Source organism: Hydrogenophaga sp., from assembly GCF_030373245.1.
GTDB lineage: Bacteria > Pseudomonadota > Gammaproteobacteria > Burkholderiales > Burkholderiaceae_C > Hydrogenophaga.
Genome location: NZ_JAUCZF010000003.1, coordinates 390,822 through 416,304 on the forward strand (window position 1 = coordinate 390,822; position 25,483 = coordinate 416,304).

At 65.6% G+C, this 25,483-nt stretch carries 23 protein-coding genes; 18 read left to right on the top strand and 5 right to left on the bottom strand.

Annotated features, from left to right (window positions below; translation table 11 throughout):
- Positions 1-20: 20 nt before the first annotated feature.
- The 3 genes from QUV25_RS09890 (at position 21) to trmB (ending at position 2,865) form a co-directional block, all read left to right on the top strand.
- Positions 21-1,073, top strand: coding sequence for an FAD-dependent oxidoreductase (locus QUV25_RS09890; protein WP_300863587.1), 1,053 nt, complete (start codon positions 21-23; stop codon positions 1,071-1,073).
- A 125-nt stretch (positions 1,074-1,198) separates the two neighbouring features.
- Positions 1,199-2,137: a tRNA glutamyl-Q(34) synthetase GluQRS gene (gene gluQRS, locus QUV25_RS09895; protein WP_300863482.1), complete on the top strand. Its 939-nt coding sequence runs from the start codon at positions 1,199-1,201 to the stop codon at positions 2,135-2,137.
- Entirely contained in the window at positions 2,134-2,865 is a 732-nt protein-coding gene (trmB, locus tag QUV25_RS09900) for a tRNA (guanosine(46)-N7)-methyltransferase TrmB (RefSeq protein ID WP_300863483.1), read from the top strand. The genes gluQRS and trmB overlap by 4 nt, the downstream gene beginning before the upstream one ends.
- 25 nt (positions 2,866-2,890) lie before the next feature.
- Here trmB and QUV25_RS09905 read toward each other — a convergent pair whose 3' ends face one another.
- The gene (locus QUV25_RS09905) at positions 2,891-3,157 is read right to left on the bottom strand and encodes a hypothetical protein (RefSeq protein ID WP_300863484.1); all 267 of its coding nucleotides are present in this window, start codon (positions 3,155-3,157) and stop codon (positions 2,891-2,893) included.
- Positions 3,158-3,264: 107 nt separating this feature from the next.
- Here QUV25_RS09905 and QUV25_RS09910 point away from each other — a divergent pair, with 107 nt between their 5' ends.
- Both QUV25_RS09910 and QUV25_RS09915 read left to right on the top strand, forming a co-directional pair.
- Positions 3,265-4,200 carry a pseudouridine synthase gene (locus tag QUV25_RS09910; RefSeq protein ID WP_300863486.1) on the top strand — a complete coding sequence of 312 codons (936 nt, stop codon included), beginning with the start codon at positions 3,265-3,267 and terminating at the stop codon, positions 4,198-4,200.
- 120 nt (positions 4,201-4,320) lie between these two features.
- Positions 4,321-4,638, top strand: coding sequence for a hypothetical protein (locus QUV25_RS09915; protein WP_300863487.1), 318 nt, complete (start codon positions 4,321-4,323; stop codon positions 4,636-4,638).
- Positions 4,639-4,645: 7 nt separating this feature from the next.
- On the opposite strand, the gene QUV25_RS09920 is transcribed toward QUV25_RS09915, so the two are convergent.
- Entirely contained in the window at positions 4,646-7,747 is a 3,102-nt protein-coding gene (locus QUV25_RS09920; protein ID WP_300863488.1) for an FAD-binding and (Fe-S)-binding domain-containing protein, read from the bottom strand.
- Entirely contained in the window at positions 7,744-8,445 is a 702-nt protein-coding gene (locus QUV25_RS09925) for a GntR family transcriptional regulator (RefSeq protein ID WP_300863489.1), read from the bottom strand. The genes QUV25_RS09920 and QUV25_RS09925 overlap by 4 nt, the downstream gene beginning before the upstream one ends.
- 114 nt (positions 8,446-8,559) lie before the next feature.
- Between QUV25_RS09925 and QUV25_RS09930 the strand changes: the two genes are divergently transcribed.
- From QUV25_RS09930 to QUV25_RS09955, 6 genes are all read left to right on the top strand, one after another.
- Complete coding sequence (locus QUV25_RS09930; protein ID WP_300863490.1) at positions 8,560-9,771, top strand: aminotransferase class V-fold PLP-dependent enzyme; 1,212 nt, start codon at positions 8,560-8,562, stop codon at positions 9,769-9,771.
- Between the two features lie 82 nt (positions 9,772-9,853).
- Positions 9,854-10,882, top strand: a complete 1,029-nt coding sequence (locus QUV25_RS09935; RefSeq protein WP_300863491.1) for a TRAP transporter substrate-binding protein — start codon at positions 9,854-9,856, stop codon at positions 10,880-10,882.
- Between the two features lie 84 nt (positions 10,883-10,966).
- Positions 10,967-11,524 (top strand): TRAP transporter small permease, encoded by a 558-nt coding sequence (locus QUV25_RS09940; RefSeq protein ID WP_300863492.1) that lies wholly within the window; start codon positions 10,967-10,969, stop codon positions 11,522-11,524.
- Positions 11,521-12,804 (top strand): TRAP transporter large permease, encoded by a 1,284-nt coding sequence (locus QUV25_RS09945; RefSeq protein WP_300863494.1) that lies wholly within the window; start codon positions 11,521-11,523, stop codon positions 12,802-12,804. Before QUV25_RS09940 ends, QUV25_RS09945 begins: the two co-directional genes overlap by 4 nt.
- A gap of 215 nt (positions 12,805-13,019) precedes the next feature.
- Entirely contained in the window at positions 13,020-13,802 is a 783-nt protein-coding gene (locus QUV25_RS09950) for an enoyl-CoA hydratase/isomerase family protein (protein ID WP_300863495.1), read from the top strand.
- Complete coding sequence (locus tag QUV25_RS09955; RefSeq protein WP_300863497.1) at positions 13,799-15,019, top strand: CoA transferase; 1,221 nt, start codon at positions 13,799-13,801, stop codon at positions 15,017-15,019. Before QUV25_RS09950 ends, QUV25_RS09955 begins: the two co-directional genes overlap by 4 nt.
- A gap of 73 nt (positions 15,020-15,092) precedes the next feature.
- Here the strand turns inward: QUV25_RS09955 and alaS are convergent, their stop codons facing one another.
- On the bottom strand, positions 15,093-17,738 hold the full coding sequence (gene alaS, locus QUV25_RS09960) for an alanine--tRNA ligase (protein ID WP_300863499.1): 2,646 nt from the start codon (positions 17,736-17,738) through the stop codon (positions 15,093-15,095).
- Positions 17,739-17,989: 251 nt separating this feature from the next.
- Between alaS and QUV25_RS09965 the strand changes: the two genes are divergently transcribed.
- Both QUV25_RS09965 and QUV25_RS09970 read left to right on the top strand, forming a co-directional pair.
- Positions 17,990-19,468 (top strand): NAD-dependent succinate-semialdehyde dehydrogenase, encoded by a 1,479-nt coding sequence (locus tag QUV25_RS09965; RefSeq protein WP_300863500.1) that lies wholly within the window; start codon positions 17,990-17,992, stop codon positions 19,466-19,468.
- Positions 19,465-19,926 (top strand): LEA type 2 family protein, encoded by a 462-nt coding sequence (locus QUV25_RS09970; RefSeq protein ID WP_300863501.1) that lies wholly within the window; start codon positions 19,465-19,467, stop codon positions 19,924-19,926. Before QUV25_RS09965 ends, QUV25_RS09970 begins: the two co-directional genes overlap by 4 nt.
- Positions 19,927-19,938: 12 nt before the next feature.
- Here the strand turns inward: QUV25_RS09970 and QUV25_RS09975 are convergent, their stop codons facing one another.
- Positions 19,939-20,397 (bottom strand): glycine zipper 2TM domain-containing protein, encoded by a 459-nt coding sequence (locus tag QUV25_RS09975; RefSeq protein WP_300863502.1) that lies wholly within the window; start codon positions 20,395-20,397, stop codon positions 19,939-19,941.
- 339 nt (positions 20,398-20,736) lie between these two features.
- Here QUV25_RS09975 and QUV25_RS09980 point away from each other — a divergent pair, with 339 nt between their 5' ends.
- From QUV25_RS09980 to QUV25_RS10000, 5 genes are all read left to right on the top strand, one after another.
- Positions 20,737-21,636, top strand: coding sequence for a LysR family transcriptional regulator (locus QUV25_RS09980; RefSeq protein WP_300863503.1), 900 nt, complete (start codon positions 20,737-20,739; stop codon positions 21,634-21,636).
- Between the two features lie 108 nt (positions 21,637-21,744).
- The gene (locus QUV25_RS09985) at positions 21,745-22,557 is read left to right on the top strand and encodes a putative hydro-lyase (protein ID WP_300863505.1); all 813 of its coding nucleotides are present in this window, start codon (positions 21,745-21,747) and stop codon (positions 22,555-22,557) included.
- A gap of 24 nt (positions 22,558-22,581) precedes the next feature.
- Positions 22,582-23,547, top strand: a complete 966-nt coding sequence (locus tag QUV25_RS09990; RefSeq protein ID WP_300863507.1) for a TRAP transporter substrate-binding protein — start codon at positions 22,582-22,584, stop codon at positions 23,545-23,547.
- 83 nt (positions 23,548-23,630) lie between these two features.
- Positions 23,631-24,146, top strand: coding sequence for a TRAP transporter small permease subunit (locus tag QUV25_RS09995; RefSeq protein WP_300863508.1), 516 nt, complete (start codon positions 23,631-23,633; stop codon positions 24,144-24,146).
- 26 nt (positions 24,147-24,172) lie between these two features.
- Positions 24,173-25,465, top strand: a complete 1,293-nt coding sequence (locus QUV25_RS10000) for a TRAP transporter large permease subunit (protein WP_300863510.1) — start codon at positions 24,173-24,175, stop codon at positions 25,463-25,465.
- Positions 25,466-25,483 lie beyond the last annotated feature (18 nt).

The following is a 25,483-nucleotide window of genomic DNA, read 5'->3' on the forward strand; positions in this document are numbered from 1 at the left end:
GGCCAGCTTCTGCCGCGCCGATGCACGTGGCGGTGGTGGGTGGCGGCATGGCCGGCATCGTCTGCGCCCGCACCCTGCTGCAAGCGGGGCACCGAGTCACCGTGCTGGAGAAAAGCCGGGGTTTTGGGGGTCGCATGTCGACCCGCCGCACCGAGTTCGGCGGCTTCGACCACGGCTCACAGTATTTCACTGTGCGCGATGCGCGCTTTGCCAAGGCGCTGCTGACGGCGCAACCCATCGTGCGTGCCTGGAGCGTGAGCACGGTGCGCGTGCTCGATGAGCTCGGCCATGTGCTGGCCAGCGCACCGCCGCCCACCGAGCCGCACTTTGTGGCCACCCCCGGCATGAATGCCCTGGTGACGCACTGGGCGCAGCCCCTGCTGAAACCCGAACTGCACGGCGTGAGCGGCGCCCGAGCCCTGACCGAAACGCGCGTCACCCACATCGAGCGCGATGCGCTCAACTCCGCTCAGTGGCAGCTGCGCGCCGAGGACAGCGCCGGCGGCCAGGTGGTGCTCGGCGGCTTCGACCGCGTGGTGCTCGCGCAGCCCCACCTGCAAGCGCACGACCTGCTGCTCGCCTCCGGCCACGCACCGCACCTGCGCCAGGCCCTCGCACCCGTGCAGGTCGCCCCTTGCTGGACGCTGATGGTGGCCTACCCCAATGCGATGCAGCCTGGACTGAGCCATTTCGGGCCGCAATGGAACGCCGCGCGCAGCACCCACCACCGCATCAGCTGGCTGGCCCGCGAAAACAGCAAGCCCGGGCGTGAGCGCGTCGAGCGCTGGACCATCCAGGCCAGCCCGGCCTGGTCGATCAGACACCTGGAAGACGACGCCGAACGCGTCAAGGCCAAGCTACTCAAGGGCTTCGCAGAAATCACCGGGATCCGAGTCACGCCGGCCCACGCGGTGGTTCACCGCTGGCGCTTCGCGCAAACCCAGCAGCCGCTGGGCCGCCCGTTCATCTACGACGATGAACTCGGCATCGGCCTGTGCGGCGACTGGTGTTTGGGGCATCGGGTGGAAGACGCTTTTGTGTCCGGCCTGGAGATGGCACTGGCCATGGTTTGACGCCTCCCTGCGCCGCTTCGCGCCGTGCCGAAAGGCTGGCCTCTCTGGCTGCCCGGCCAGGCCGGGGGCGAGGTGGGTGCTGAACATGCCATCATCCTGGAAATCTCTCACCCAGCGCGGAAGCGATGTCCAACACGCCCTGGATTGACCCGCTCTGCAGAGGGCGTTTTGCACCCTCTCCCACAGGGCCTCTGCATGCCGGTTCACTGGTCGCTGCGCTGGCCAGCTGGCTCGACGCACGCGCGCACGGCGGCACCTGGCTGGTGCGCATGGAAGACGTGGATGGGCCGCGCTGTGTGCCAGGCACTGATCAGGTCATCCTGAACCAGCTCGCTGCCTGCGGCCTGGTGAGCGACGAGCCCGTGGTGTGGCAGTCGCGGCGCGGCGCGCTCTATCAAGTCGCGCTGGACCGCCTGATTGCAAGCGGCCTGGCCTATCCCTGCGCCTGTTCGCGCAAAGACATCGAAGCCGCCTTGCATGCGCAGGGTCTGGCTCGCGAGCGCCACCACGCGCCCGTCTACCCCGGTACCTGCCGACCCGGGCGCGGCAGCTTGCAGGGCCAGGCGCCGCGTGCCTGGCGCTTTCACCTTGGGGAAGACGCCCGCGTGGACTGGACCGACGTGCGACTGGGGCCGCAAACCCAGGACGTCGCCGCCGCCGTGGGCGACTTCGTGCTGAAACGCGCCGACGGGCTGTGGGCCTACCAACTGGCGGTGGTGGTGGACGACGCCGACCAAGGCATCACCCATGTGGTGCGCGGGGAGGACCTGGCGGACAACACGGCGCGGCAAATCTTGTTGCAGCAGGCCCTGGCATTGCCCACACCGCGATACCGCCACACGCCGCTGGTGCTGACTGCCAGCGGGGAGAAGCTGAGCAAACAAACCGGTGCCGCGCCACTGGACTTGACCGACCCATTGACCGCTCTGAATCGGGCCGCTGCGGTGCTGGAGCTTGCTCCTGCCAAAGGCAGCGTCCCCGCCGCGCTGGCAAGCTGGGTCACGCAATGGGCTTCTACAATCGGCGCCCCGCCCCGTTCCGCACCCTCTGCACCGCCTTCATGACCGACCCCCGCCACCAAGCCCCCCGCGCCCAGCCCGAAGACGGGACCTACCTGCGCCAGACCAAGAGCTATGTGCTGCGCGCTGGCCGAATCGGTCCGGGCCAGCAGCGCGCGTTCGACCAGTATGGGCCGCGCTACCTGCTGGACTACGCGCCGCAACGGCTGGACGCCGAGGCGGCCTTTGGTCGCATCGCGCCGCTGTTCCTGGAAATCGGTTTTGGCATGGGCACGGCCACAGCCCATATCGCGCAGGCGCGCCCCCAAGACAACTTCCTCGCCTGCGAGGTGCACGAGCCCGGTGTGGGTGCGCTGCTCAAGCTGATCGGCGAGGGTGGCATCGAGAACATCCGCATCCTGCGCCACGACGCCGTCGAAGTGCTGGACCACATGCTGCCCGAAGCCAGCCTGGATGGTGTGCACATCTTTTTTCCCGACCCCTGGCACAAGAGCCGCCACCACAAGCGCCGCCTGATCCAGGGCCCGTTCGTCAACCGGCTGGCGCGCCACCTCAAGCCGGGCGGCTACCTGCACCTGGCCACCGACTGGGAGCCCTACGCCGAGCAGATGCACGCCGTATTGAGCGATGAGCCGCTGCTGACCAACACCGCCGCCGAACCAGGCCCGCACGGCTGCGCGCCCAAGCCCGACTACCGACCGCTGACCAAGTTCGAAAACCGGGGCCTCAAGCTCGGCCACGGGGTGTGGGACCTGGTGTTTCGCCGCGCCTGAACCACGCGGCTGGTGGCCCAAAAGCTCAGTCAGCCGCAGCGGCCGCTTCGTCCGACCCCATCACCACATCGGCCGTCTTGCCGATGACCTTGCCTCCGATCCTGGCCGTGCCCACCGCGGCGTCCACGGCCAGACCCGCGGCACCGACCACGGCCGAGGCCGCCACGTCGGCCACGGCCAGTACCGTGCAGCCTGGCAGGACCAGCACGCAGACCAACAGCAGGGCGCCAAGCGTGCGTCTGCCGCTCGCCAGCGTGGGTGCGATCAAAGGGGGTCGATGGGGCAGGTTCATGACGGGTCAAAGGGTGCAAGGGGTCGTCAGCGCAGAATAACGGTTTTGCGCAGCGGGCCTGTAACCACATCCTTCCGCAAGTTGCATGACCCCACACACCGAGACCCATGTCACGCTCCCCTCGCTCTGCTTCGGTGCCGCCGCGACACGGTGTATCGCCCAGCTGCGTGGCGTTGCCGCACCTGAAGACCCCGCCCTGGGCCACGGTGCTGGACTTCCTGGCTCAGCGGATGCCCACCATCAGCCGCTCGAAATGGGCCTTGCGGCTGGCGCAGGGCCAGGTGCTGGCGGAAAGCGGCGACCCCTTGTCGCCAGACGCGCCCTACGCAGGCGGCACCCGGGTCTATTACTACCGGGACGTGCCCGACGAGACCCTCATCCCGTTCGAGGAAACGGTGCTGTTTCAGGACGAGCACCTGGTGGTGGCCGACAAGCCGCACTTCCTGCCGGTCACCCCGGGCGGGCGCTACGTGCAGCAGTCGCTGCTGGTGCGTCTGCAACGCCGCCTCGGCCTGCCCCAGCTCGCGCCCCTGCACCGCATCGACCGCGAAACCGCCGGGCTGGTGCTGCTGGCGGTGCAACCGGCCGAGCGTGGCGCTTACCACGCGCTGTTCAGCGGACGCACGGTGGAGAAGACCTACGAAGCCATCGCCCCACATGCCGAGCACGGCGTCTGGCCCCACACCCGGGTCAGCCACCTGACCGAGCATCCCATCGATTTTTTTCGCATGTGCGAGGACGAACATCGCGCGGCCAACAGCGAAACCACCATTCACTGGCTGGAGCGTCACGGACCGTGGGCGCGCTACCGGCTGTTGCCTCGCACCGGCAAACGCCACCAGCTCAGGGTGCACATGATGGCCCTGGGCTTGCCGATCGCGGGTGACCAGCTCTACCCGCAGGTGCTGCACGGACCCGACGATCAAGAAAACTTCGAGCGCCCGCTGTGTCTGCTGGCCCAGGCCATCGCGTTCACCGACCCGGTCACGGGATGGGCGCGGCGCTTCGAGAGCGGTCTGGCATTGACCTGGCCCGAACCCTAACCAACCGAGGTGCGCACGACAGTGCGCCTTACCGCCCCTCGCCCCGACAACCCAACCCTCAGCAGGTCTGGCAGACAGCCCAAGGCAAGAAAGCGAAAGCGCATGAACGAAAAAAGAGACGTGACGAGACCATCCTTGACCCAGGCGCCCGGCAAAACATCTGTTTTGGCACGCGTGCTCTGCACCCTGGCCGCGGCATTCCTCGCAGGGCTGGGCCTACTGGCCATCGTGACAGAAACCCACAGCGGTTACGCCCGGTTCAAGGGCTACGTGACGCTGCAGGGCGATCAGGCCGTGTCGATGGGTTTCGTGCTCATCTGCATGGCGCTGTTGCCCTTGGTGGTCTGGGTCCCCCGGCGCTGGGTCGGCTGGGCCCTGGCGGGATGGTGGGTGCTCTTGATGGGCACCATCTTTCAGGGTGCTTTCGGCTTTTTCTGAAATCCCGTCAAGCTGGCAGCAAATCCGCCAGCAGCCGGCTCACATGCACCGCGTCGCGCTGCGCACCGTCGTGGATCTGGTGCCGGCAGCTGGTGCCGTCGGCCACCACGATGGCGTCGGGTGCGGCGCGCACCACGGGCAGCAGACTGAGCTCGGCCATCTGCATCGAGACCGCGTGGTGCGAAGCCTCATAGCCGAAGCTGCCCGCCATGCCGCAACAGCTGCTCTCGATCAGTTGCGGCTCGGCGCCGGGAATCCAGCCCAGGACGGTGAGGATGGGCGAGACCGCGTCAAACGCCTTCTGGTGACAATGCCCGTGCAGCAGCACCGGCTGACTCACCGGCTTCAGCTGGGCCTTGAGCACCTCCAGTCGCCCGGCGCGGTCTTCGCGCGCCAGGAACTCCTCGAACAGCAGCGCTTGCGCGGCGATCTGCTGTGGACCTGAACCCAGACCCATCACCAGCAGCTCGTCTCGCAGCGTCAGCAGGCACGACGGCTCCAGACCGACGATGGCGATGCCGCGCTCGGCAAATGGCAGCAAGCTGTGCACCACTTCACGCGCCTTTTCGCGCGCCCGCTCCACCATGCCCGAGGCCAGGTAGGTGCGCCCGCAACACAGATGCTGGCCGTCTGGCTTCAGCTTGGTCGCCACGTGCACTGTGTAGCCCGCGGCCTGCAAGACCTTGACGGCGGCCTGCGCGTTGTCGGCCTCGAAGTAGCCATTGAAGGTATCGACGAACAGCACCACGCCGCGCTCGGCGGCCAGCACCTGTTCACGGGTCGCGGTCTGGCTGGTCTGGTTGAAGAAGTGACGGCTCTGCCACTCGGGCAGGCTGCGCTGCGCCGAGAAACCGAGCAGCTTTTCCGCCAGGCTGGCCAGCAGCGGCACGCGGTTGCGCAGGTTGAGCAGCGGCGCCAGGCGGGCCGCAGTGCGAGCGTAGTCGGGCAGTTGCGCAACCAGCCGGTCCTTCAGTGTGTGGCCGTGCTTCGCCTTGTAATGGTGCAGGAACTCGACCTTCATCTTGGCCATGTCCACGCCCGTGGGGCAGTCGCGCTTGCAGCCCTTGCAACCCACGCACAAGTCCATCGCATCCCTCACCACCTCGCTGGTGAGTGCGTCCTCGCCCGCCAGGCCCTCGATCTGACCGCTGAGGGCCAGGCGCAAGGTGTTGGCGCGGCCACGCGTGAGGTGCTGTTCGTCGCGCGTCACGCGGTAGCTCGGGCACATGGTGCCGGCGTCGAATTTTCGGCAATGGCCGTTGTTGTTGCACATCTCCACCGCCTTGGCCAGCCCGCGTGCTGGGTCGCCGCCTGTGCCTGGCTCAGTGGTCTGCTCGGTGACCGGATCGTTCTGTACATCCCAGGCCCGCCAGTCCATCACCGGTTGGATCGGCACGACCTTGTACGCGGGCGGGAAGCGCATCAGGCTCGCGTCGTCCATCTTCGGCGGGTCAATGATGCGGTTGGGGGAGAACAGGCCGTCCGGGTCCAGCCGGGTCTTGATGCGCGAAAACGCCTCGTTGATGCGCGGACCAAACTGCCATTCGATCCACTCGCCGCGACACAAGCCATCGCCGTGCTCGCCGCTGTAGGCACCCTTGTATTGGCGCACCAGCTCGCTGGCTTCTTCGGCGATCGCGCGCATCTTGCTCGCGCCCTCGCGGCGCATGTCGAGAATGGGCCGCACGTGCAGCGTGCCGACCGAGGCATGTGCGTACCAGGTGCCGCGGCTGCCGTGCTTGCGAAACACCTGGGTCAACGCATCGGTGTACTCGGCCAGGTGCACCAGCGGCACCGCGCAGTCTTCGATGAAACTCACCGGCTTGCCGTCGCCGCGCAGGCTCATCATGATGTTGAGGCCGGCCTTTCGCACCTCCCACAGGTTTTTCTGCGGCGCGTCGTCCACCATCTCGACCACGCTTCCGGGCAGACCCAGCTCGCCCATGAGGTCGATCAGCTCGCGCAGCTTGTGCGCAATGTCCGCCTTGCTCGGACCGGAAAACTCCACCAGCAGCACCGCTTGGGGTTTGCCGCCGTTGATGTGGGGCGACAACGCAGTGCGGATGGTGGGCGCAAACGCCGGGTTCTTGAGCGAGAGCTCGATCATGGTGCGATCGACCAGCTCCACCGCCGTCAGCTGCCCCACCGCCATCCCTTCACCGAGCTTGACAATGTGCTGCGCGCTGTCCATTGCCTGGTAGAAGCTGGGGAAGTTCACCACACCCAGTACCTTGGCGCGCGGGAGTTCGCTCAGCCGAAGCCGCAGCGAGCGCGTGACGCCCAGCGTGCCTTCGCTGCCCACCAGCAGATGGGCGAGGTTGACCGAGCCATCCGCCGTGTACGGCTTCTGATTCTGATTGCGGAAGATGTCGAGGTTGTAGCCCGCCACGCGGCGCAGCACCTTGGGCCAGCGTGCATCGATCTCGTCCGCGTGCTCCATCGCCAGGTCGCGCACGAAGTCGCCGATGACCCGGGCTTCAGGGCCCGCCTGCTCGTAGGCGCCGAAGTCGACCAGGCTGCCGTCTGCCATCCAGGCTTCGGCACCGAGCACGTTGTGCACCATGTTGCCGTAGGCGATGGAGCGGCTGCCACAGGAGTTGTTGCCTGCCATGCCGCCCAGCGTGGCCTGCGCGCTGGTTGACACGTCCACCGGATACCACAGGCCATGCGGTTTGAGCCGGGCGTTGAGGTGGTCAAGCACCAGGCCAGGCTCCACCGTCGCGGTGCGCTCGGCCACGTCGACATCGAGCACGCGGCGCATGTGTTTGCTGTGGTCGATCACCAGCCCGGCGCCCACCGTCTGACCGCACTGGCTGGTACCTCCCCCGCGCGGCACGATGGGCACGGCCAGGTCGCGGCAAATGTCGATGGCCAGACGCACATCGGCTGCGTCGGTGGGCACGAACACGCCCACGGGCATCTGCTGGTAGATCGAGGCATCGGTGGCGTAGCGGCCCCGGTCTGCGGGGCCGAACAAGACCTCGCCGCGGGTCTGCACCGACAGGCGTTTGGCCAGTTTGCCCGCGACCTCGTTGCTCACAGCAGCCACCCGGTCGTACAACTTATCTGGCGCTTCGCGGGTCACGTGGAGCGGCAGGGGAGCATTCATGGGGCGTTTCCTTGAGCGGCCTCGGTCGCGGCGTTCACCGAGCGAAGCTGCTCCATGACCACATCGCGCTTGTTGTTCAGATGATTCAGCAGCACACGGCTCAGCGCAGCACTGTCGCGGGCTTCCAGCGCCTGGATCATGGCTTCGTGTTCACGCACAGCGCGACTCCACTTTTCGCCATCCTGGTTGGAGCGAAAACGCAGGGCCTGCAGGCGGGCGTTGACCTGGTTGTAGGTGTTGGTGAGCACCGGGTTCTTGGCCGCCAGGTTCATGCGGTGGTGGATGGCGGCGTTGAGCTGGTAATAGGCGGAGAGGTCGCGCCGCGTGTAGGCGGCCATCATTTCGTAGTGCAGGGCCTTGATTTCCGCCAGCTCGGCGTCGGTCACGCGCTGCGCCGCCAGCTCGCCTGACAGCGCCTCCAACCCGGCCATCACCTCGAAGGTGTCGCGCACCGAGGCTTCGCTCAGCTGCACCGCTACCGAACCGCGGTTGGGCAGCAGCTCGACCAGACCCTCGGCCGCCAGCATCTTGATCGCCTCGCGCAGCGGTGTGCGCGAGATGCGCAACTCCTCGCACAGGGTGCGCTCGTTGAGCTTGGCGCCAGGCGCGATGCGACCCTCGACCAGCATCTGGCGCAGCCGGCGCGCCACCTGCTCGTGCAACACCGGGCGCTCGATCGACAAGATATCAGCGGACATGCAATCGGTTCTGTATGCAAAAAAGAATCGCGTTCGGGACCATTCTAGGGTGTTTCCCCTTGACATTTGTATTTTGAATACAAAAATGAGGGCACTCACGAAAGGTTGCTCTGCATGCTGACGACGAACGCCCACCCGACCGGCCGACACTTCCTGCAAATCCCCGGCCCCTCGCCGGTGCCTGACCGCATCCTGCGGGCCATCAGCTCGCCCACCATCGACCACCGAGGCCCGGAGTTTGGCCGTCTGGGTCTCAAGGTGCTGGCCGACATGCAGGCCATCTTCAAGACCCAGCATCCTGTGATGATTTACCCGGCCTCGGGCACCGGCGCCTGGGAAGCAGCGCTGGTCAACACGCTCAACGCGGGTGACCACGTGCTGATGTACGAAACCGGGCATTTCGCTTTCCTCTGGAACCGACTGGCCACACAACTGGGGCTGAAGACCGAGGTGCTCAGTCTGCCCGGCCTGGAAGGCTGGCGAAATGGCGTGCAGGCCGACCTGATCGAGCAGCGCCTGAAGGCCGACAGCGGCCACAGCATCAAGGCGGTGTGTGTGGTGCACAACGAAACCTCGACCGGCGTGACCAGCGACATCGCTGCCGTGCGGCGCGCCATCGACGCAGCCAAACACCCGGCCCTGCTGCTGGTCGACACGATCTCGGGCCTGGCTGGCGCCGATTTCCAGCACGATGCCTGGGGCATCGATGTGTCCATCAGCGGCTCGCAGAAGGGCCTGATGCTGCCTCCCGGCATCAGTTTCAACGCCCTCTCGCCCAAGGCGATCGAGGCCAGCAAGGCCTGCAAGACGCCGCGCAGCTACTGGGGCTGGGGCGAAATGCTGGAAATGAACAAGACCGGCTACTGGCCCTCTACCCCCAACACCAACCTGCTCTACGGCCTGAGCGAAGCCTGCGACATGCTGCTGGCCGACGGACTCGACAACGTCTTCGCCCGCCACCAGCGCTGGGCTGCGGGCGTGCGCGCCGCGGTCACCGCCTGGGGCCTGGCCATCCAGTGCGCCGACCCGGCGGTCTACTCGCCCATCCTCACCGGCGTGATGACACCCGAAGGGGTGGACGCCGACGCGGTGCGCAAAGTGATCTATGAGCGCTTCGACTGCTCGCTGGGCACCGGCCTAGGCAAGGTCAAGGGACGCATGTTCCGCATCGGCCACCTCGGCGACAGCAACGACCTGACACTGGTGGCCACGGTCGCTGGCTGCGAAATGGGTCTGAAGCTGGCCGGCGTGAAGCTGGCCGGCTCGGGCGTGCAGGCCATCATGGACCATTTCAGCAGCCACCCCGGCGGCCTCGCCAAGCCCTGAACCTTTCTGCCTTTCCGTGCCCCGTGTCGTCCGTGCAGGGGGTGCATCTTTTTCAGCGGACTCAACGACCAAGGAGACAGACATGCCGACCCATACCCTCAAGTTCCCGACCTTCACCGGCCCGCTGCGACAGGTCGCCGCTGCCGCCATCCTGGGTGCCAGCACGCTGCTGCTGGGCACGAGCATGGCCCATGCCCAGGTCGAGATCAAACTCGGCCACGTGGGTGGCCCAGGCTCGCTGTTCGAGCGCTCGGCCAACGAATTCGCGCGCCTGGCCAACGAGCGTCTGGGCAGCAAGGGCAAGGTGGTGGTGTTCGGCTCCAGCCAGCTTGGCAGCGATGCCGAGATGATGCAGAAGCTGCGCCTGGGCACGCTGGAGATGGCGCTGCCCTCCACCGTGATGTCGTCCACGGTGCCGGCATTCGGCATGTTCGAGATGCCGTACCTGGTCAAGAACCGCGACCATATGAAGAAGATCGAGGCCGAAGTGCTGCGCCCGACGCTGCTGCCGATGGCCGAAGAGAAGGGCTACAAGATCCTGGGCGTGTGGGAAAACGGCTTTCGGCACGTGACGAACAACGTGCGCCCGGTGGTCAAGCCCGAAGACCTCAAGGGCATGAAGCTGCGCGTGCCGCAGGGTGTGTGGCGGGTGAAGATGTTCCAGGCCTACGGTGCCAACCCCTCGCCCATGGCCTTGTCTGAAGTGTTCGTGGCGCTGCAGACGGGCGTGATGGACGGGCAGGAAAACCCGCTCACGCAGATCTACTCATCCAAGTTCCAGGAAGTGCAAAAGTTCCTCTCGACCACCGGGCACGTCTATACCCCGGCCTACCTCACGGCGGGCGCTCGCAAGTTCAACTCGCTGCCAGCCGATGTGCGTGAGATTCTGGAGAAGACCGCGCGCGATGTGCAGCCCTATGTGTACAAGACCGCGGCCGAGCTCGACGGCGAGCTGATCGCCAAGATCAAGGCTGCGGGCACCGCGGTGAACGAACCCGACAAGAACGCGTTCATCGCGGCCAGCAAGGCGGTGTACGAGGAATTCGGCAAGGAAGTACCTGGCGGCTCGGACCTGGTCAGCAAAGCCGTGGCCCTCGGCGCTGGTCTCTAAGCACTGCTTCTACCCCCAGCCCATGCGCCCGGGTCCGGCGCATGGGCGCCTCTTTGTTCTCGTTTTGCCCAAGGATGATCCACTGTGTTCTTCACTTTGAGAACTGCGTTTGATCGCGCGCTGACGGCTTTCGTCATCCTGCTGCTGACGTCGCTGGCCGTCATCGTGCTGATGGGGGTGGTCTACCGCAAGCTGGGGATTCCCATGGTCTGGTACGACGAGGTCGCCTCCATCGCCCTGGCCTGGTTGACGTACTACGGCGCTGCACTCGCCGCGCTCAAGCGGGCGCACATCGGATTTCCGGGTCTGGTCAACGCCATGCCACCCGCCCTTCGCGTGGCCGCCGTGCTGTTTGCCGAGGCGGTGGTGATCACTTTCTTTGCGGTGCTGGCCTGGTATGGCTACCAGGTGCTGGTGATCCTGGAGGGCGATGCCATGGTGAGCCTGCCCTGGGTGCCCACGCGGTTCACCCAGTCGGTAATACCGATCGGGGCGGTGCTGTTCATCCTGGCCCAGCTGCTCAGCCTGCCCGAGTTGCTGGCGCAGGCGCGCGGCGCAGGCGTGGTTGATGCGGAGCGGATGGAGATGGAGAAAGAACTCCAGAAAGCAGAAAAAGACCTTCAGAAGGCGATGCAAAAATGATTTCCGTCCTGATGTTCCTGGGCCTGCTGGCCCTGATCCTGATCAACGTGCCGATTGGCGTGGCCCTGGGCGTGGTGGCCATGGTGGCCATGGTGCTGCTGGGCAGTCCAGACGACCTGCTGAGCGCTGCCATCACGATGTTCTCGGGTGCCACCAGCTTCCCGCTGCTGGCGATCCCCCTGTTCATCCTGGCGGGTGCCATCATGAACTCGTCCAGCTTGTCGCGACGGCTGATTGCCTTTGCCTCGGCCCTGTTCGGATTCATCAAGGGCGGCCTGGCCATGGTGAACATCGGCACCTCGCTGTTCTTCGCCGAAATCTCGGGATCCGCCGTGGCCGACGTGGCCGCCATGGGCTCGATCCTGATCCCGGCGATGAAGAAAAAGGGCTACCCCAAGGAGTTCGCGGCCGCCGTGACCTCGTCATCTGCGACGCTGGCCATCATCATCCCGCCGTCTATCCCGATGATTCTTTATGCGGTGATGGCGGAAGCCTCGGTGGTGCAGATTTTTGTGGCCGGTATCGTGCCCGGCATTCTGGGCGGCGGCGGCATGATGGCGCTGGCCTACTGGTACGCCAAACGCTACAACTACCCGGTGGAAGAGGTGTTCAGCGGCAAGCGGCTGTGGACCACTTTCAAGGATGCAGCCTGGGCATTCCTGTTGCCCATGATCATCCTGGGCGGCATCTTCGGCGGCATTGTCACCGCCACCGAAGGCGCGGCGCTGGCCGTGCTGGCAGCCTTGTTCATCGGCGGTGTGATCTACCGCGAGCTGAACTTCAAGCACCTGTACGAATGCATGGTCGAAGGCGCGGTGCAGACGGCCGTGGTGATGCTGCTGGTGGCCTCTTCCGCCCTGCTCGGCCACCTGCTGACCGAGCAGCAGATGCCGCAGCAGCTGGCGAACTGGATCTCGTCGCTGACGCAGAACAAGTACGCGGTGCTGGCCATCCTCAACATCTTCTTCCTGATGGTGGGTCTGTTCCTGCATTCCGCGGCGGCCATCATCCTGGTGGTGCCGATCGTGATGCCGCTGGTGAAGGCGGTGGGCATTGATCCCGTGCACTTCGGTCTGATCGTCACGCTGAACCTGGGCATCGGCCAGCAAACGCCTCCCGTGGCCAGCGTGCTCGCCACCGCCTGCTCCATCGCCAAGGCCGACATGTGGAAGGTGACCCAGGTCAACCTGCCCTTCATCGGCATCCTGGTGGCGCTGCTCCTCATGGTGACCTACATCCCGGCAATCCCGATGTTCCTGGTGGAGTATTTTTACAGGTAGCCCCCCGCGCCGGCTTCGCCTTGTCTTGCAGACCGCGTCGGTGCCAGAGCCACCGACTCTTCGGGCTGTCCAAGCCTGCGCAGGCAGGCTTTGAGTCGCGGCCCTCAGCCCCCAAGGGAGCGGCACTGGCGATCTGACATAGCCAGTCCTGCGGTGCCCTGAGCCCACTTCCCTTCGTACGCCGAATGGTCCTTCAGCATTGAGGAGCAAGTTTCATGAGTTCAGATTCCGGTGAAGTGACCCTGGCTGTCGAAGCCGGCGTGGCGCAGGTGGTGTTCAACCGCCCGCAGGCGCGCAATGCCATGACCTGGGCAATGTACGAGCAGCTCGTGTCCATCAGCCGGCAGTTGAGTGCCGAGCGCGACGTGCGCGCGGCGGTGTTTCGCGGCGCTGGCGGCCAGGCCTTTGTGGCGGGCACCGACATCGAGCAGTTCACCGCCTTCCGGACCGGCGAGGACGGCGTGGCCTACGAACGGCAGATCGAAGCCTGCATCGAGCTGCTGTGTGGCCTGCACATGCCCACCGTGGCGGTGGTGGAGGGCTGGTGCGTGGGTGGTGGCCTGGCCATCGCCACGGCCTGCGACTTCCGCCTGGCGACGCCGGGCGCCAAGTTCGGCGTGCCCATCGCCAAGACCCTGGGCAACTGCCTGTCGATCCAGAACGTGGCGCGTCTGCGCGCGGCCTTCGGCGCTCAGCGCTGCAAGCGCATGCTGATGCTGGCCGAATTCATCGATGCCGACGAGGCGCTGGCCTGCGGCTACCTGCATGCCATTGACACGCCCGACAACATCGGCGCAGCAGCCACCGCTCTGACGCAACGGCTCGGTGCGCTGGCACCCGTCACCCAGCGCGTGAGCAAGGCAGCCATAGAGCGCCTGGCCACGCACGATCTTGCGGCATCTGACGACCTGATCCGCACCGCTTATGGCAGCGACGACTTTCACGAAGGCGTGGCTGCCTTCGTGGCCAAACGCAGCCCCGTCTGGAGCGGCCAATGAAAACATCCACCGGACCGCTGGCCGGACTGCGGGTGCTGGAGATCACCCAGATCATGTCTGGCCCGACCTGTGGCCTGCTGCTGGCCGACATGGGCGCGGACGTGATCAAGATCGAAAAACTCGAAGGCGGCGACGATGCGCGCGGCTACCGCGACCCCCAGGTGGGCGGTGTGTCGGCTCCGTTCATGATGATGAACCGCAACAAGCGCGGTCTGGCGCTCGACCTCAAGCACCCGGAGGGTCGCGCCCTGCTTCGGCGCATGGCGAAGCAGGCCGACGTGCTGGTGGAGAATTTTCGCGGTGGCACCATGGACAAGCTCGGCCTGGGCTTTGAGACCCTGCGCGCCGACAACCCGGGCCTGATCTTCTGCGCCATCAGCGGCTACGGCCGCACCGGGCCCTACGCCGACAAAGGCGGCTTCGACCTGATCGCACAAGGCTTTGCCGGCCTGATGTCGGTCACTGGCGAGCCCGGTCGACCACCGGCCAAGAGCGGCAATGCGGTGTCCGACATGAACGCCGGCATCCTGGGCGCGCTCGGCATCCTCGCCGCTTACATCCACAAGCTCAAGACCGGCGAAGGCCAGCTGGTCGACACCTCGCTGGCCGACGCGGCGTTGCAGCAAACCTACTGGCATGCCGCGGTGTGGTTCGCCACCCGCCAGTCGCCCGAACCCACCGGTTCGGCGCACATCCTCACCGCGCCCTACCAGGCCTTCGAGGCCAGCGACGGCTGGATCAACATCGGCGGCGCCAACCAGGCCAACTGGGAGCGCATCTGCACGGTGCTGGGCCACCCCGAGTGGCGCGAAGACCCGCGCTTCGCCACCAACCGCGACCGCATGGCAAACCGCGACACCCTGGTGGCATTGATGAACGGCGTGGTGCGCCAGCGTACGCGCGAGGCCTGGCAGGCCGACTTCGACGCCGCCGGTGTGCCGGCCGGCCCGGTGCACACCATCGGAGAAGCGCTGTCTCACCCGCAGACGCTGGCGCGCGGCATGGTGGTGGAACTGCAGCACCCGCAGGCCGGTACGACGCAGGCCATCGGCTGCCCGATCCATTTTTCGGCCACCCCCACTGACACCGGAGCTCCCGCACCGCTGCTGGGACAGCACTCGCGCGAAATCCTGCGCGAGTATGGCCTGGCGGACAGCGAGATCAATGCCCTGGTGGCCGCGGGCGCGGTGGCGGAGCCTTCGCCTCTGCCGAGCTGAGGCAAGTTGAACTCAGGCGGAGACCGCCTGGCTGACCGTCGACCCGATCAGACCGGGCCGACGATCCGGTCGTTCAGACCCGCTCGGCCACCCAGGCCTGCACCGACGCCAGCGCCTTGGGCAGGCCCGAGGCATCGGTACCGCCGGCCATGGCCATGTCGGCCTTGCCGCCGCCCTTGCCACCCACCTGCTGGGCCACGAAGTTCACCAGCTCACCGGCCTTGACCTTGCCCGTGCTGTCGGCGGTGACGCCAGCGGCCAGTTGCACCTTGTCGCCATCCACCGCAGCGAGCACGATGGCGGCGGTCTTGAGCTTGTCCTTGAGCTTGTCCAGGGTCTCGCGCAGGCTCTTGGCGTCCGCTCCAGGCAGCACCGCAGCCAGCACTTTCACGCCCTTCACGTCCACCGCCTGGCTCACCAGCTCGTCGCCCTGAGCCGAGGCCAGACGACCTTTGAGCGCGCCCATCTCTTTTTCCAGATCACGCATCTGGTCCAGCAGGCCACTCACCCGCGCCGGCACCTCGCCTGGCGCCACTTTGAGCGTGCCCGCCACACCGCCCAGCGTGGCCTCCATGCCCTGCACGTAGGCCAGCGCGTTCAGGCCGGTCACCGCCTCGACACGGCGCACGCCCGCAGCCACACCGCCTTCGGCGGTGATGGTGAAGAAGCCGATGTCGCCGGTGCGCGCCACGTGGGTGCCGCCACACAGCTCGCGGCTGCTGCCAATGTCGAGCACGCGCACTGTCTCGCCGTACTTCTCACCAAACAGCATCACCGCGCCGGTCTTCTGGGCGGCTTCGATGTCCATCACGCGCGCCTGCGTGCCCGCGTTGGCCACGATCTCGGCGTTAACGCGCTGCTCGATGTCGCGGATCTGCGCATCGGTCACCGGCGCGTTGTGGGTGAAGTCAAAACGGGTCTTGTCGGCATCGACCAGACTGCCTTTTTGCTGCACATGGCCGCCCAGCACCTCGCGCAAGGCCTTGTGCATCAGGTGGGTGACCGAGTGGTTGCGCATGGTGGCGGCGCGCTGCGCTGTGTTCACCTGCGCGTTCACGCTGTCGCCCACGGCGAGCGTGCCCAGCTCCAGCGTGCCGTGGTGTCCGAACACGTCGGCCTTGATCTTCTGCGTGTCGGCCACCGCAAAGCTGGCCAGCGTGGCTTTCTCGCCGCTGGTGATCACGCCTTCGTCGCCCACCTGGCCCCCGCTCTCGGCATAGAACGGCGTCGTATCCAGCACGACCACACCGTTCTGACCCGCCTTGAGCTCGGCCACCGCTGTGCCTTCGAAGTACAGTGCCACCACCTTGGCTGGCGCTTGCAACTGCTCGTAGCCCACGAACGCATTGCCCGCGCCGGCATACTCCAGCGCCTTGTCCATCTTGAACTTGCCCGCGGCGCGGCCGGCAGCTTTCTGCTTGGCCATGGCGGCGTGGAAACCGGCCTCGTCCACCGAAAGACCACGTTCCCGGCACACATCGGCGCTCAGGTCGAGCGGGAATCCGTAGGTATCGTGCAGCTTGAAGGCCACATCGCCCGGCAACTGCTTCACGCCGCCGGCCAGGGCACCATCGAGGATCTCCATCCCCGTGGCCAAAGTCTCGAAGAATCGCTCTTCTTCGGTCTTGAGCACCTCGGTGATGCGCAGCTCCTGGCTCGCCAGGCTGGGGTAGGCCTCGCCCATGAGCCTGACCAGATCGGCCACCAGCTTGTGGAAAAACGGTGTTTTCTTGCCCAGCTTGTAGCCATGGCGGATCGCGCGGCGCACGATGCGGCGCTGTACGTACCCTCGGCCTTCGTTGCTCGGGATCACGCCGTCGCTCACCAGGAATGCCGTGGCGCGGATGTGGTCGGCGATCACCTTGAGCGAGGGGTTGGCCAGGTCGGAGATGCCGGTCTCGCGCGCAGCGGCCTGGATCAGTTGGTCGAAGATGTCGATCTCATAATTGCTGTGCACATGCTGCAGGATTGCCGCCAGGCGCTCCAGGCCCATGCCGGTGTCCACGCAGGGCGCAGGCAGTGGCTTGACCGAGCCGTCTTCGGCCATGTCGAACTGCATGAACACGTTGTTCCAGATCTCGATGAAGCGGTCGCCGTCTTCGTCGGGGCTACCGGGCGGGCCACCGGGGATTTCCGGGCCATGGTCGTAGAAGATCTCCGAGCACGGCCCACACGGGCCGGTGTCGGCCATCATCCAGAAGTTGTCGCTCTTGTAGCGCCCCCCTTTGTTGTCGCCGATGCGGATCACACGCTCGGGCGGCAAGCCGATTTCTTTCGTCCAGATGTCGTAGGCCTCGTCGTCCTCGGCGTAGACGGTCGCCAGCAGGCGCTCGGGCGGCAGCTTGTAGACCTCGGTCAGCAGCTCCCAGGCCCATTTCAGCGATTCGCGCTTGAAATAGTCGCCAAAGCTCCAGTTGCCCAGCATCTCGAAGAAGGTGTGGTGGCGCGCGGTGTAGCCCACGTTTTCCAGGTCGTTGTGCTTGCCGCCAGCGCGCAGGCAGGCCTGCACCGAGGCCGCGCGCACGTAGGGGCGCTTGTCGGTGCCGAGGAACACGTCCTTGAACTGGACCATGCCCGAGTTGGTGAACATCAGCGTGGGGTCGTTGCCCGGCACCAGCCCGCTGGAGGGCACCACCGTGTGGCCCTTGGAAGCAAAGAAGTCCAAAAAGGTCTTGCGGATGTCGGCAACGGAGGCAACAGCAGTGGCGGGGCGGGTCATGGTGGCCTTGGGTGGGTTCGGGTCGGTCGGGATATGGTGCACAGGAGGCGGTGCAACAAACCCGCTATTTTCCAACACTTCCGCGTCGCCCCGCGGGGTGGCGCCCGGCTGCGTTTGCCGACTGGCTGGTCCCATCGAACCGGTCGCTGGCGGCACTGCAGCCCCGGCGCCAAAGGGCTATGCTCATGGATGGCGCGCGAGCGGGCCTGCCCCAAGCCCTCGCCACACCCCTTTCTGACCGGAGACACCGCATGGACATGAAGACCTCACCCCTGGCCCAGCTCAAGGACCCGACCCTGCTCAAGACCGACGCCCTGGTCAACGGCCAGTGGCTCAAAGGCGCGAGCCGATTCGACGTGCTCGACCCGGCGACAGGCCACAAGCTGGCCGACGTGGCCAACCTGGGCCCGGCAGACACCGAAGCGGCGATTGCCGCCGCCAACTCCGCCTGGCCCGCTTGGAAAGGCAAGACCGCCAAAGAGCGCAGCATCATCCTGCGCAGGTGGTACGACCTGCTCATGGCCAACCAGGACGACCTGGGCCGCATCATGACCGCCGAGCAAGGCAAGCCCTTGCCCGAGGCCAAGGGCGAGGTGGCGTACGGCGCCAGCTTTGTGGAGTGGTTCGCCGAAGAGGCCAAGCGCGTCAACGGCGAAACCCTGCCGCAGTTCGACAACAACCGCCGCCTGATGGTGCTCAAGCAGCCCATCGGCGTGTGCGCCGCCATCACGCCCTGGAATTTCCCGCTGGCCATGATCACGCGCAAGGTCGCGCCCGCGCTGGCGGCCGGCTGCCCGGTCATCATCAAGCCGGCTGAACTCACGCCACTGACCGCGCTGGCCGCTGCCGAGCTGGCGATCCGTGCCGGCATCCCGGCCGGCGTGCTCAACATGATCACGGCTGACGCCGACAACTCGATTGCCGTGGGCAAGGTGCTGTGCGCCAGCGACGTGGTGCGCCACATCTCCTTCACCGGCTCCACCGAGGTGGGCCGCATCCTGATGGCACAGAGCGCGCCCACGGTCAAGAAAATGTCGCTGGAACTGGGTGGCAACGCGCCCTTCATCGTATTCAACGACGCCGACATCGACAGCGCAGTGGAAGGCGCTTTCGCCAGCAAGTACCGCAACGCCGGCCAGACCTGCGTCTGCTCCAACCGCCTGTATGTGCAGAGTGGCGTGTACGACGAGTTCGTGCAGAAGTTCGCCGCCAAGGTGAAGACCGCCAAGGTCGGCAACGGTTTTGAAGAGGGCGTGAACCAGGGCCCGCTGATCGAGGAAGCGGCGCTGCAAAAGGTGCAGCGCCATGTGGATGACGCCGTGGCCAAGGGCGCCCGCGTGCTCGCCGGTGGCAAGCGCCTGGCGGGCCAGTTCTTCGAGCCCACCGTGGTGGCCGACGCCACCGCCGACATGCTCTGCGCCAGGGAGGAGACCTTTGGCCCGTTCGCGCCCGTGTTCAAGTTCGAGCAGGAGCAGGAAGCCATCGACGCGGCCAACAACACCGAGTTTGGCCTCGCCAGCTACTTCTACAGCCGCGACATCGGCCGCATCTACCGCATGGCCGAAGCACTGGAATACGGCATGGTCGGCATCAACGTCGGCATCCTGGCGACCGAACACGTGCCCTTTGGCGGCGTGAAACAGTCCGGCCTCGGGCGCGAAGGCTCGCACCACGGCATGGACGACTACGTGGAAATCAAGTACCTCTGCCTCGGGGACATCCTGAAATGAACGCGGTGCGCCGCGCGCTGCTGCTGGCGGTGACCCTGGCTCTCTGCGCCTGCGCCAGCTTCGCTCCGGGTGATCCGCCTCAGGTTGACGTGGTGGGTGTTCAACCGCTGCAGGGCCAGGGCATGGAGCTGCGCATGCTGGTGAAGCTGCGCGTGATCAACCCCAACGACACGCCCATCGAGTACGACGGCGTCTATCTGGAAATGGATGTGCGCGGCAAGCGCTTCGCCAGCGGCGTGAGTGACATGCGAGGCGCGGTGCCACGCTTTGGCGAGGCCGTGCTCAGCGTGCCGGTCAGCGTCCCGGCAGTGGCGATGCTGCGCCAGGCGTTGGGCATGGCTCAGGGTGACACCAGCAGCATCGGCTACGTCATCAGCGGCAAGCTCTCAGGCCCGCAGTGGCGGAATACGCGCTTCAGCTCGGAAGGCGAGTTCAAGCTGCCCGAGGGCATGCGCTGAAGGCACTCCGAGTCAGTTGATCACCTTCCAGCTGCCATCGGCCTGCCGACAGGCGGTGCCGTAAACCGTTTCGGGCTGCCCACCAATCAGCGCCTTCACCGAGTATTCACGACAAGGCCCCACCGCAGACTCGTAGGTGCGCGTTGGCGTCACGGTGTACTGGTTGCGGGTGTCGGGATTGACCCAGGTGGAAGGCACCGAGGTGCGCACCGACTCCAGCGCATGCGCAGTCTTGAGGCGGTCGGTCTCGTCCATGGAAAGGCCCACGTTGCCGCCGATGCTGGCGCCCACAATGGTGCCCAAAATCGTCGCCACGGTGCGCCCGGACCCTCTGCCCACCTGGTTGCCGATGACTCCGCCCAGAATGCCGCCCACCACCATGCCAGTCTGCTCCTGGGTCGGCGGCGTGCTGCAGCCGGCCAGTGCCAGGGCCACCAGCGGAATGGCCAGCAGGGTGCGATGTGTGATCATGTCGGATCCCCTTTCTTTCGGTTGATTTCGGTTGAAAACCACCTCAGCTTATTGATACCCGAGGGAGTTATCTTGATCCGAGTCAATGGAGCACCACATTGGCGCTTCCATTTTCACGCTGCCTTTCTGAGAGGCACTGTGAATCCTGGAGGCCAAGAGCGAAGCCCGCTAGACTCGAACGCTTCGTCGACGCCTGGCGCGGCTGGCGGCTGAGCGCACTGGCTTCGCTCGACTGGCATGTTCCGCTCCAAGCCACAGGCCTGTCGAACCTGGCGCCTGCCCTGGTCAGCTCTGTTTCACCGCGACCCTTGCGCCCGCAACGTCATCAGGAAACACACCGTGAACCTGCGATCCGTCGAGTCGTTCTACTGGGTGGTGATGCTGCGCAGCGTCACCCGCGCTGCCGAGAAGCTGCATCTGACTCAGTCGGCCATGTCGAGCCGCATTGCCATGCTGGAGCAGGAGCTGGGCGTGCAGCTGCTGGACCGGCGCGACAAGCAGTTCCGCATCACCCAGGCCGGTCAGCGCTTTTTTGTGCACGCCGAGCGCCTGCTGGATCTGCAGCGCGAGATCAAGTCGGAAATGGGCACGGCTTCGATCCAGCCTGTGGTGCTCAAGGTGGGCGCATTTGAATCGGCCTCGCACTCCTGGCTGATGGACTGGGTGCGATCACTGCACAAGGCCAATCCCATGCTGGCACTGGAGCTGACGGTAGAGACCTCGCCGGTGCTCGTTGACCTGCTCTCGCGCGGCGCACTGGATCTGGCCATCGCCGCCCTGCCCGCGACCGGCAACAGCGTTCGTTCATTGGCATTGCCCTCGATGGACATGAAGTTTGTCGGCCACGCCGAGCTGCACCGCCGTCGAAGCTGGTCACCGGCGCAGCTCGCGGAGGTGGAACTGATCACGTTCCAGCGCGGCTCGCAGCCCCATATCGCGCTGCTCGACATGCTCAAGCGTGCCGGCGTGGAACCCTCGCGCGTGCACACCGTGTCCTCCATCAGCGCGATGTCGCAGCTGGTGGAAGACGGGCTGGGCGTGGCCACACTGCCCGCCCAGGTACTGCAACGGCTGCGCCGCCGCATGCCGCTCAAGGCCTTGACCTGCGACCTTTCCCTGCCGGCACTGCCGACCCACCTGAGCTGGCGGATCGACCCCACATTGATGGCCCAGAAAACGCTGATCGACAGCGTACTGAACCATCTTGGGGTAAACCCTAGACATCGAATAAATCGATGAACTGAGCGAGAAAAGTTTTGTTTGATCTGCTTTCAGATCGCCAGCAAGATGCGTTCATGCCACCGGGATCAGGTCTCGGACTCGTCTCAGCAATCCAGAAGGAACCCCATGCACGGCACCGCATTCAACTTCAACGCAGACGCTGCGCGACGTGGAAAAGAGTTGCGCGCCCGCATCCGCAGCGGTGAGCTGAAGCGCCACACCAGCGGCCTGGCCGATGACCTCGTGCAAGGCAATCTGGTTGTTCTTCCAGCGGCCGATGCACACGACTTCCTGCTGTACTGCCAGCGCAATCCCAAGCCCTGCCCGGTGATCAGCGTGGGTGAAGTCGGGGACCCCTCCTTACCCCTGCTGGGAAACAACATCGACCTGCGCACCGACCTGCCGCGCTACCGCGTCTGGCGCGACGGTGAACTGGTAGACGAATGTGAAGACGTGAGCGCCGTCTGGCGCCAGGATCTGGTCTCGTTCGTGATCGGCTGCTCCTTCTCGTTCGAATGGGCCATGCGCACCGAAGGCATTTCCGTGCGCCACGTCGAGGAGGACCGTAATGTGTCCATGTACCGCACATCGATCGAAACGCATCCGGCCGGCGCCTTTGGTGGCCCGATGGTCGTCTCGATGCGCCCGCTGGTGGCGGCCGATGCGATCCGCGCGGTGCAGATCACTTCTCGATTCCCGGCGGTGCATGGCGCCCCGATCCACATCGGCGACCCGGCCCAGATCGGCATCAGCGATCTGAGCCAGCCCGATTACGGCGACGCGGTCAACGTGCTGCCGCATGAGCTGCCTGTCTTCTGGGCCTGTGGCGTCACGCCGCAGGCGGCATTGAAGAGGGCTCGACCGGCGTTCTGCATCACCCATGCCCCGGGTTCGATGCTGATCACCGACCTTCTGAACCACCAACTCGCCAGCAACTGATTGGCATTCCCACAGGAGATTCCCATGAAATCGATCATCCTCGGCCTCACCGCCATCGGCCTCGCCAGCGCAGTCAGCGCCCAGACCAAGTGGGACCTGCCCAGCGGCTACGGGGCCAACACCTTCCAGACCAAGAACCTGGAACAGTTCGCCGCCGACGTCAAGGCCGCGACCGGCGGCAAGCTCGAAATCACGGTGCACTCCGGTGCTTCGCTGTTCAAGCAGCCCGAGATCAAGCGCGCCATCCAGACCGGTCTGGCCCCGGCGGGCGAGTTCATCATCTCCGGCTTGGCCAACGAGAACCCGCTGTTCGGCGCTGATTCCATCCCCTTCCTGGCCACCAGCTACGCCGACGCCAAGCGCCTGTACGACGCCACCAAGCCGGTGCAGGCCAAAGTGCTGGCGAGCCAGGGCATCAAGATGCTGTTCTCGGTGCCATGGCCTGGCCAGTCGCTGTATTCGGTCAAGCCGATCAACAGCGCGGATGACTTCAAGGGCACCAAGATGCGCGCCTACAACCCGGCCACCACCAAGATTGCGCAGATGCTGGGCGCTGCACCCGTGACCATCCAGCTGCCTGAGCTGAGCCAGGCCCTGGCTACCGGCGCTGCCAACAACTTCCTGACCTCCAGCGCCAGCGGCGCCGACGGCAAGCTGTACGAGCAGGTGAAGTACTTCTACCCGGTCAACGCCTGGTTGCCGCGCAACGTGACGGCGGTCAGCCAGAAGGCCTTTGATGCGCTGGATAAACCCACGCAGGACGCTGTGCTCAAGGCTGCGGCTGAGGCCGAGGTGCGAGGCTGGGCAGCCAGCGAAAAGGTGGACAGCGATTCCATCGCCATCCTGAAAGCCAATGGCGTGACGATCGCCCCACCGTCGGACAGCGTGAAAGCTGCGCTGCAGAAGATCGGCGAGACCATGACCAACGAGTGGCTGGCATCGGCGGGACCTGACGGCAAGGCCATCATCGACGCCTACCGCAAGAAGTAAGCGGGCCGCCTCGCAAGCCCACAGCGGCGCACCGACCCCAGACGGTCGGTGCGCTGCCCACCAACCCGGTTCGGGAGAACACGATGTTCCAACGCTTGACCATGGGCTTTTACAGGCTCCTGCTGATCCTCGCCGGCGTGGCCTTGATCGGTGCGTTTGTGGCGATCATGCTCAACATCCTTGCCCGCATCTTTTTGTGGAACATCCCGGGGCTGGACGGTTACGCTGGCTACACCATCGCCGCCGCGCTGTTCCTGGCGCTGCCTTCCACCCTGCAGAACAACGAACACATCCGGGCTACCCTGGTGCTGGACCGTGTGAGTGCGGGCAAGCGCAACGTCATGGAACTGATCGCGCTGTTGCTCGGGGTCGGCATTTCCTTTTTTCTCGCGTGGTTCGCGGTGCGCCTGGTGTGGGTGTCGTACACGCTGCACGACGTGGCCTACACCGGCGACGCCACGCCCATGTGGATTCCGCAGCTGAGCATGGCGCTGGGCTGCATCGGCTTTGCCATGGCGTTTGCGCAGGCCCTGTGGGCCCGCCTGTCGGGCACCCCGTTTTTCGCCGAGGCCTCTGAAGAAGCCTCCCACGCGGACTGAACCGCCCCAACGCACCAGACCCCACCATGGACATCCTGCTTGCCACGGCACTCATCGTGCTGCTCTTCATCGCCCTGGGCTCTGGCCTGTGGATCGGCATGGCCTTGCTGGCGGTGGGCCTGGTGGCGATGGAGTTCGCCACCAGCCGCCCGGTGGGCGACAGCATGGTCCTGACCATCTGGGGTTCCACTTCCAGCTGGACGCTGACCGCGCTGCCGCTGTTCCTCTGGATGGGTGAGATCCTGTTCCGCACCAAGCTCAGCGAAGACATGTTCAAGGGCCTGGCGCCGTGGCTCAACCGCCTGCCAGGCCGGTTGCTGCATGTCAACGTGATCGGCAGCACCATCTTTGCCGCGGTGTCCGGATCGTCGGCGGCCACCTGCGCCACCATCGGTCGCATCGCACTGCCCGAGCTGCGCGAACGCGGCTACCCCGAGTCGCTGGCGGTGGGCACGCTGGCCGGTGCGGCCACGCTCGGCCTGCTCATCCCGCCCTCGATCATCATGATCGTCTACGGTGTGGCGGCCGATGTCTCGATTGCCAAGCTGTTCATTGCCGGCATCGTGCCCGGCATCCTGCTGGCCTCGCTGTTCATGGGCTACATCGTCGTGTGGGCGCTGCTCAACCCGAGCAAGGTACCGGCCGCCGAACTGGGCATGAGCCTGAAAAACAAGCTCTACGCCTCGCGCCATCTGATCCCGGTGGTGATGCTCATCGGTGTGGTGCTGGGCTCGATCTACTCTGGCGTGGCCACTGCCACCGAAGCCGCGGCCATCGGCGTGCTGGGTTCGCTGGTGCTGGCCACGGTGGAAGGCAGCATGAGCTGGAAGACCTTCACCAGCGGCGTGGGCGCCGCCTGCCGGGTGTACTGCATGATCGGACTGATCCTTGCCGGCGCAGCCTTTCTCACGCTGGCCATGGGCTTTGTCGGCCTGCCGCGCCACCTGGCCGAATTCATCACCGCCCAGAACCTGTCGCCGTTTGCGCTGGTGATGGCGCTCACCGTGTTCTACCTCATCCTTGGCTGCTTTCTGGACGGCATCTCCATGGTGGTGCTCACCATCGGTGTGCTGTTGCCCACGGTACAAGCGGCCGGGTTTGATCTGGTGTGGTTCGGTGTGTTCACCGTGTTGCTGGTGGAGCTGGCGCAGATCACGCCCCCGGTGGGTCTGAACCTGTTCGTGCTGCAGGGACTGACCAAGCACCCGCTCACCTACATCGCGCGGGCTGCGGCGCCGATGTTCCTGCTGATGCTCTTCGCTGCCATGCTGACCTACTTCCTGCAGGACCTGATCCTCTGGTTGCCCAACCGCATGTGAGCCTGAGCCGATGATTGC

Coding starts and splice junctions, on each gene's coding strand:
- QUV25_RS09930 (WP_300863490.1), top strand. CDS start 8,560: ATGCTGACGACGAACGCCCACCCGACCGGCCGACACTTCCTGCAAATC.
- alaS (WP_300863499.1), bottom strand. CDS start 17,738: ATGACCCGCCCCGCCACTGCTGTTGCCTCCGTTGCCGACATCCGCAAG.
- QUV25_RS09935 (WP_300863491.1), top strand. CDS start 9,854: ATGCCGACCCATACCCTCAAGTTCCCGACCTTCACCGGCCCGCTGCGA.
- QUV25_RS09995 (WP_300863508.1), top strand. CDS start 23,631: ATGTTCCAACGCTTGACCATGGGCTTTTACAGGCTCCTGCTGATCCTC.
- QUV25_RS09905 (WP_300863484.1), bottom strand. CDS start 3,157: ATGAACCTGCCCCATCGACCCCCTTTGATCGCACCCACGCTGGCGAGC.
- QUV25_RS09945 (WP_300863494.1), top strand. CDS start 11,521: ATGATTTCCGTCCTGATGTTCCTGGGCCTGCTGGCCCTGATCCTGATC.
- QUV25_RS09985 (WP_300863505.1), top strand. CDS start 21,745: ATGCACGGCACCGCATTCAACTTCAACGCAGACGCTGCGCGACGTGGA.
- QUV25_RS09950 (WP_300863495.1), top strand. CDS start 13,020: ATGAGTTCAGATTCCGGTGAAGTGACCCTGGCTGTCGAAGCCGGCGTG.
- QUV25_RS10000 (WP_300863510.1), top strand. CDS start 24,173: ATGGACATCCTGCTTGCCACGGCACTCATCGTGCTGCTCTTCATCGCC.
- QUV25_RS09890 (WP_300863587.1), top strand. CDS start 21: ATGCACGTGGCGGTGGTGGGTGGCGGCATGGCCGGCATCGTCTGCGCC.
- QUV25_RS09910 (WP_300863486.1), top strand. CDS start 3,265: ATGTCACGCTCCCCTCGCTCTGCTTCGGTGCCGCCGCGACACGGTGTA.
- QUV25_RS09920 (WP_300863488.1), bottom strand. CDS start 7,747: ATGAATGCTCCCCTGCCGCTCCACGTGACCCGCGAAGCGCCAGATAAG.
- QUV25_RS09990 (WP_300863507.1), top strand. CDS start 22,582: ATGAAATCGATCATCCTCGGCCTCACCGCCATCGGCCTCGCCAGCGCA.
- QUV25_RS09975 (WP_300863502.1), bottom strand. CDS start 20,397: ATGATCACACATCGCACCCTGCTGGCCATTCCGCTGGTGGCCCTGGCA.
- QUV25_RS09965 (WP_300863500.1), top strand. CDS start 17,990: ATGGACATGAAGACCTCACCCCTGGCCCAGCTCAAGGACCCGACCCTG.
- QUV25_RS09970 (WP_300863501.1), top strand. CDS start 19,465: ATGAACGCGGTGCGCCGCGCGCTGCTGCTGGCGGTGACCCTGGCTCTC.
- QUV25_RS09955 (WP_300863497.1), top strand. CDS start 13,799: ATGAAAACATCCACCGGACCGCTGGCCGGACTGCGGGTGCTGGAGATC.
- gluQRS (WP_300863482.1), top strand. CDS start 1,199: ATGTCCAACACGCCCTGGATTGACCCGCTCTGCAGAGGGCGTTTTGCA.
- trmB (WP_300863483.1), top strand. CDS start 2,134: ATGACCGACCCCCGCCACCAAGCCCCCCGCGCCCAGCCCGAAGACGGG.
- QUV25_RS09925 (WP_300863489.1), bottom strand. CDS start 8,445: ATGTCCGCTGATATCTTGTCGATCGAGCGCCCGGTGTTGCACGAGCAG.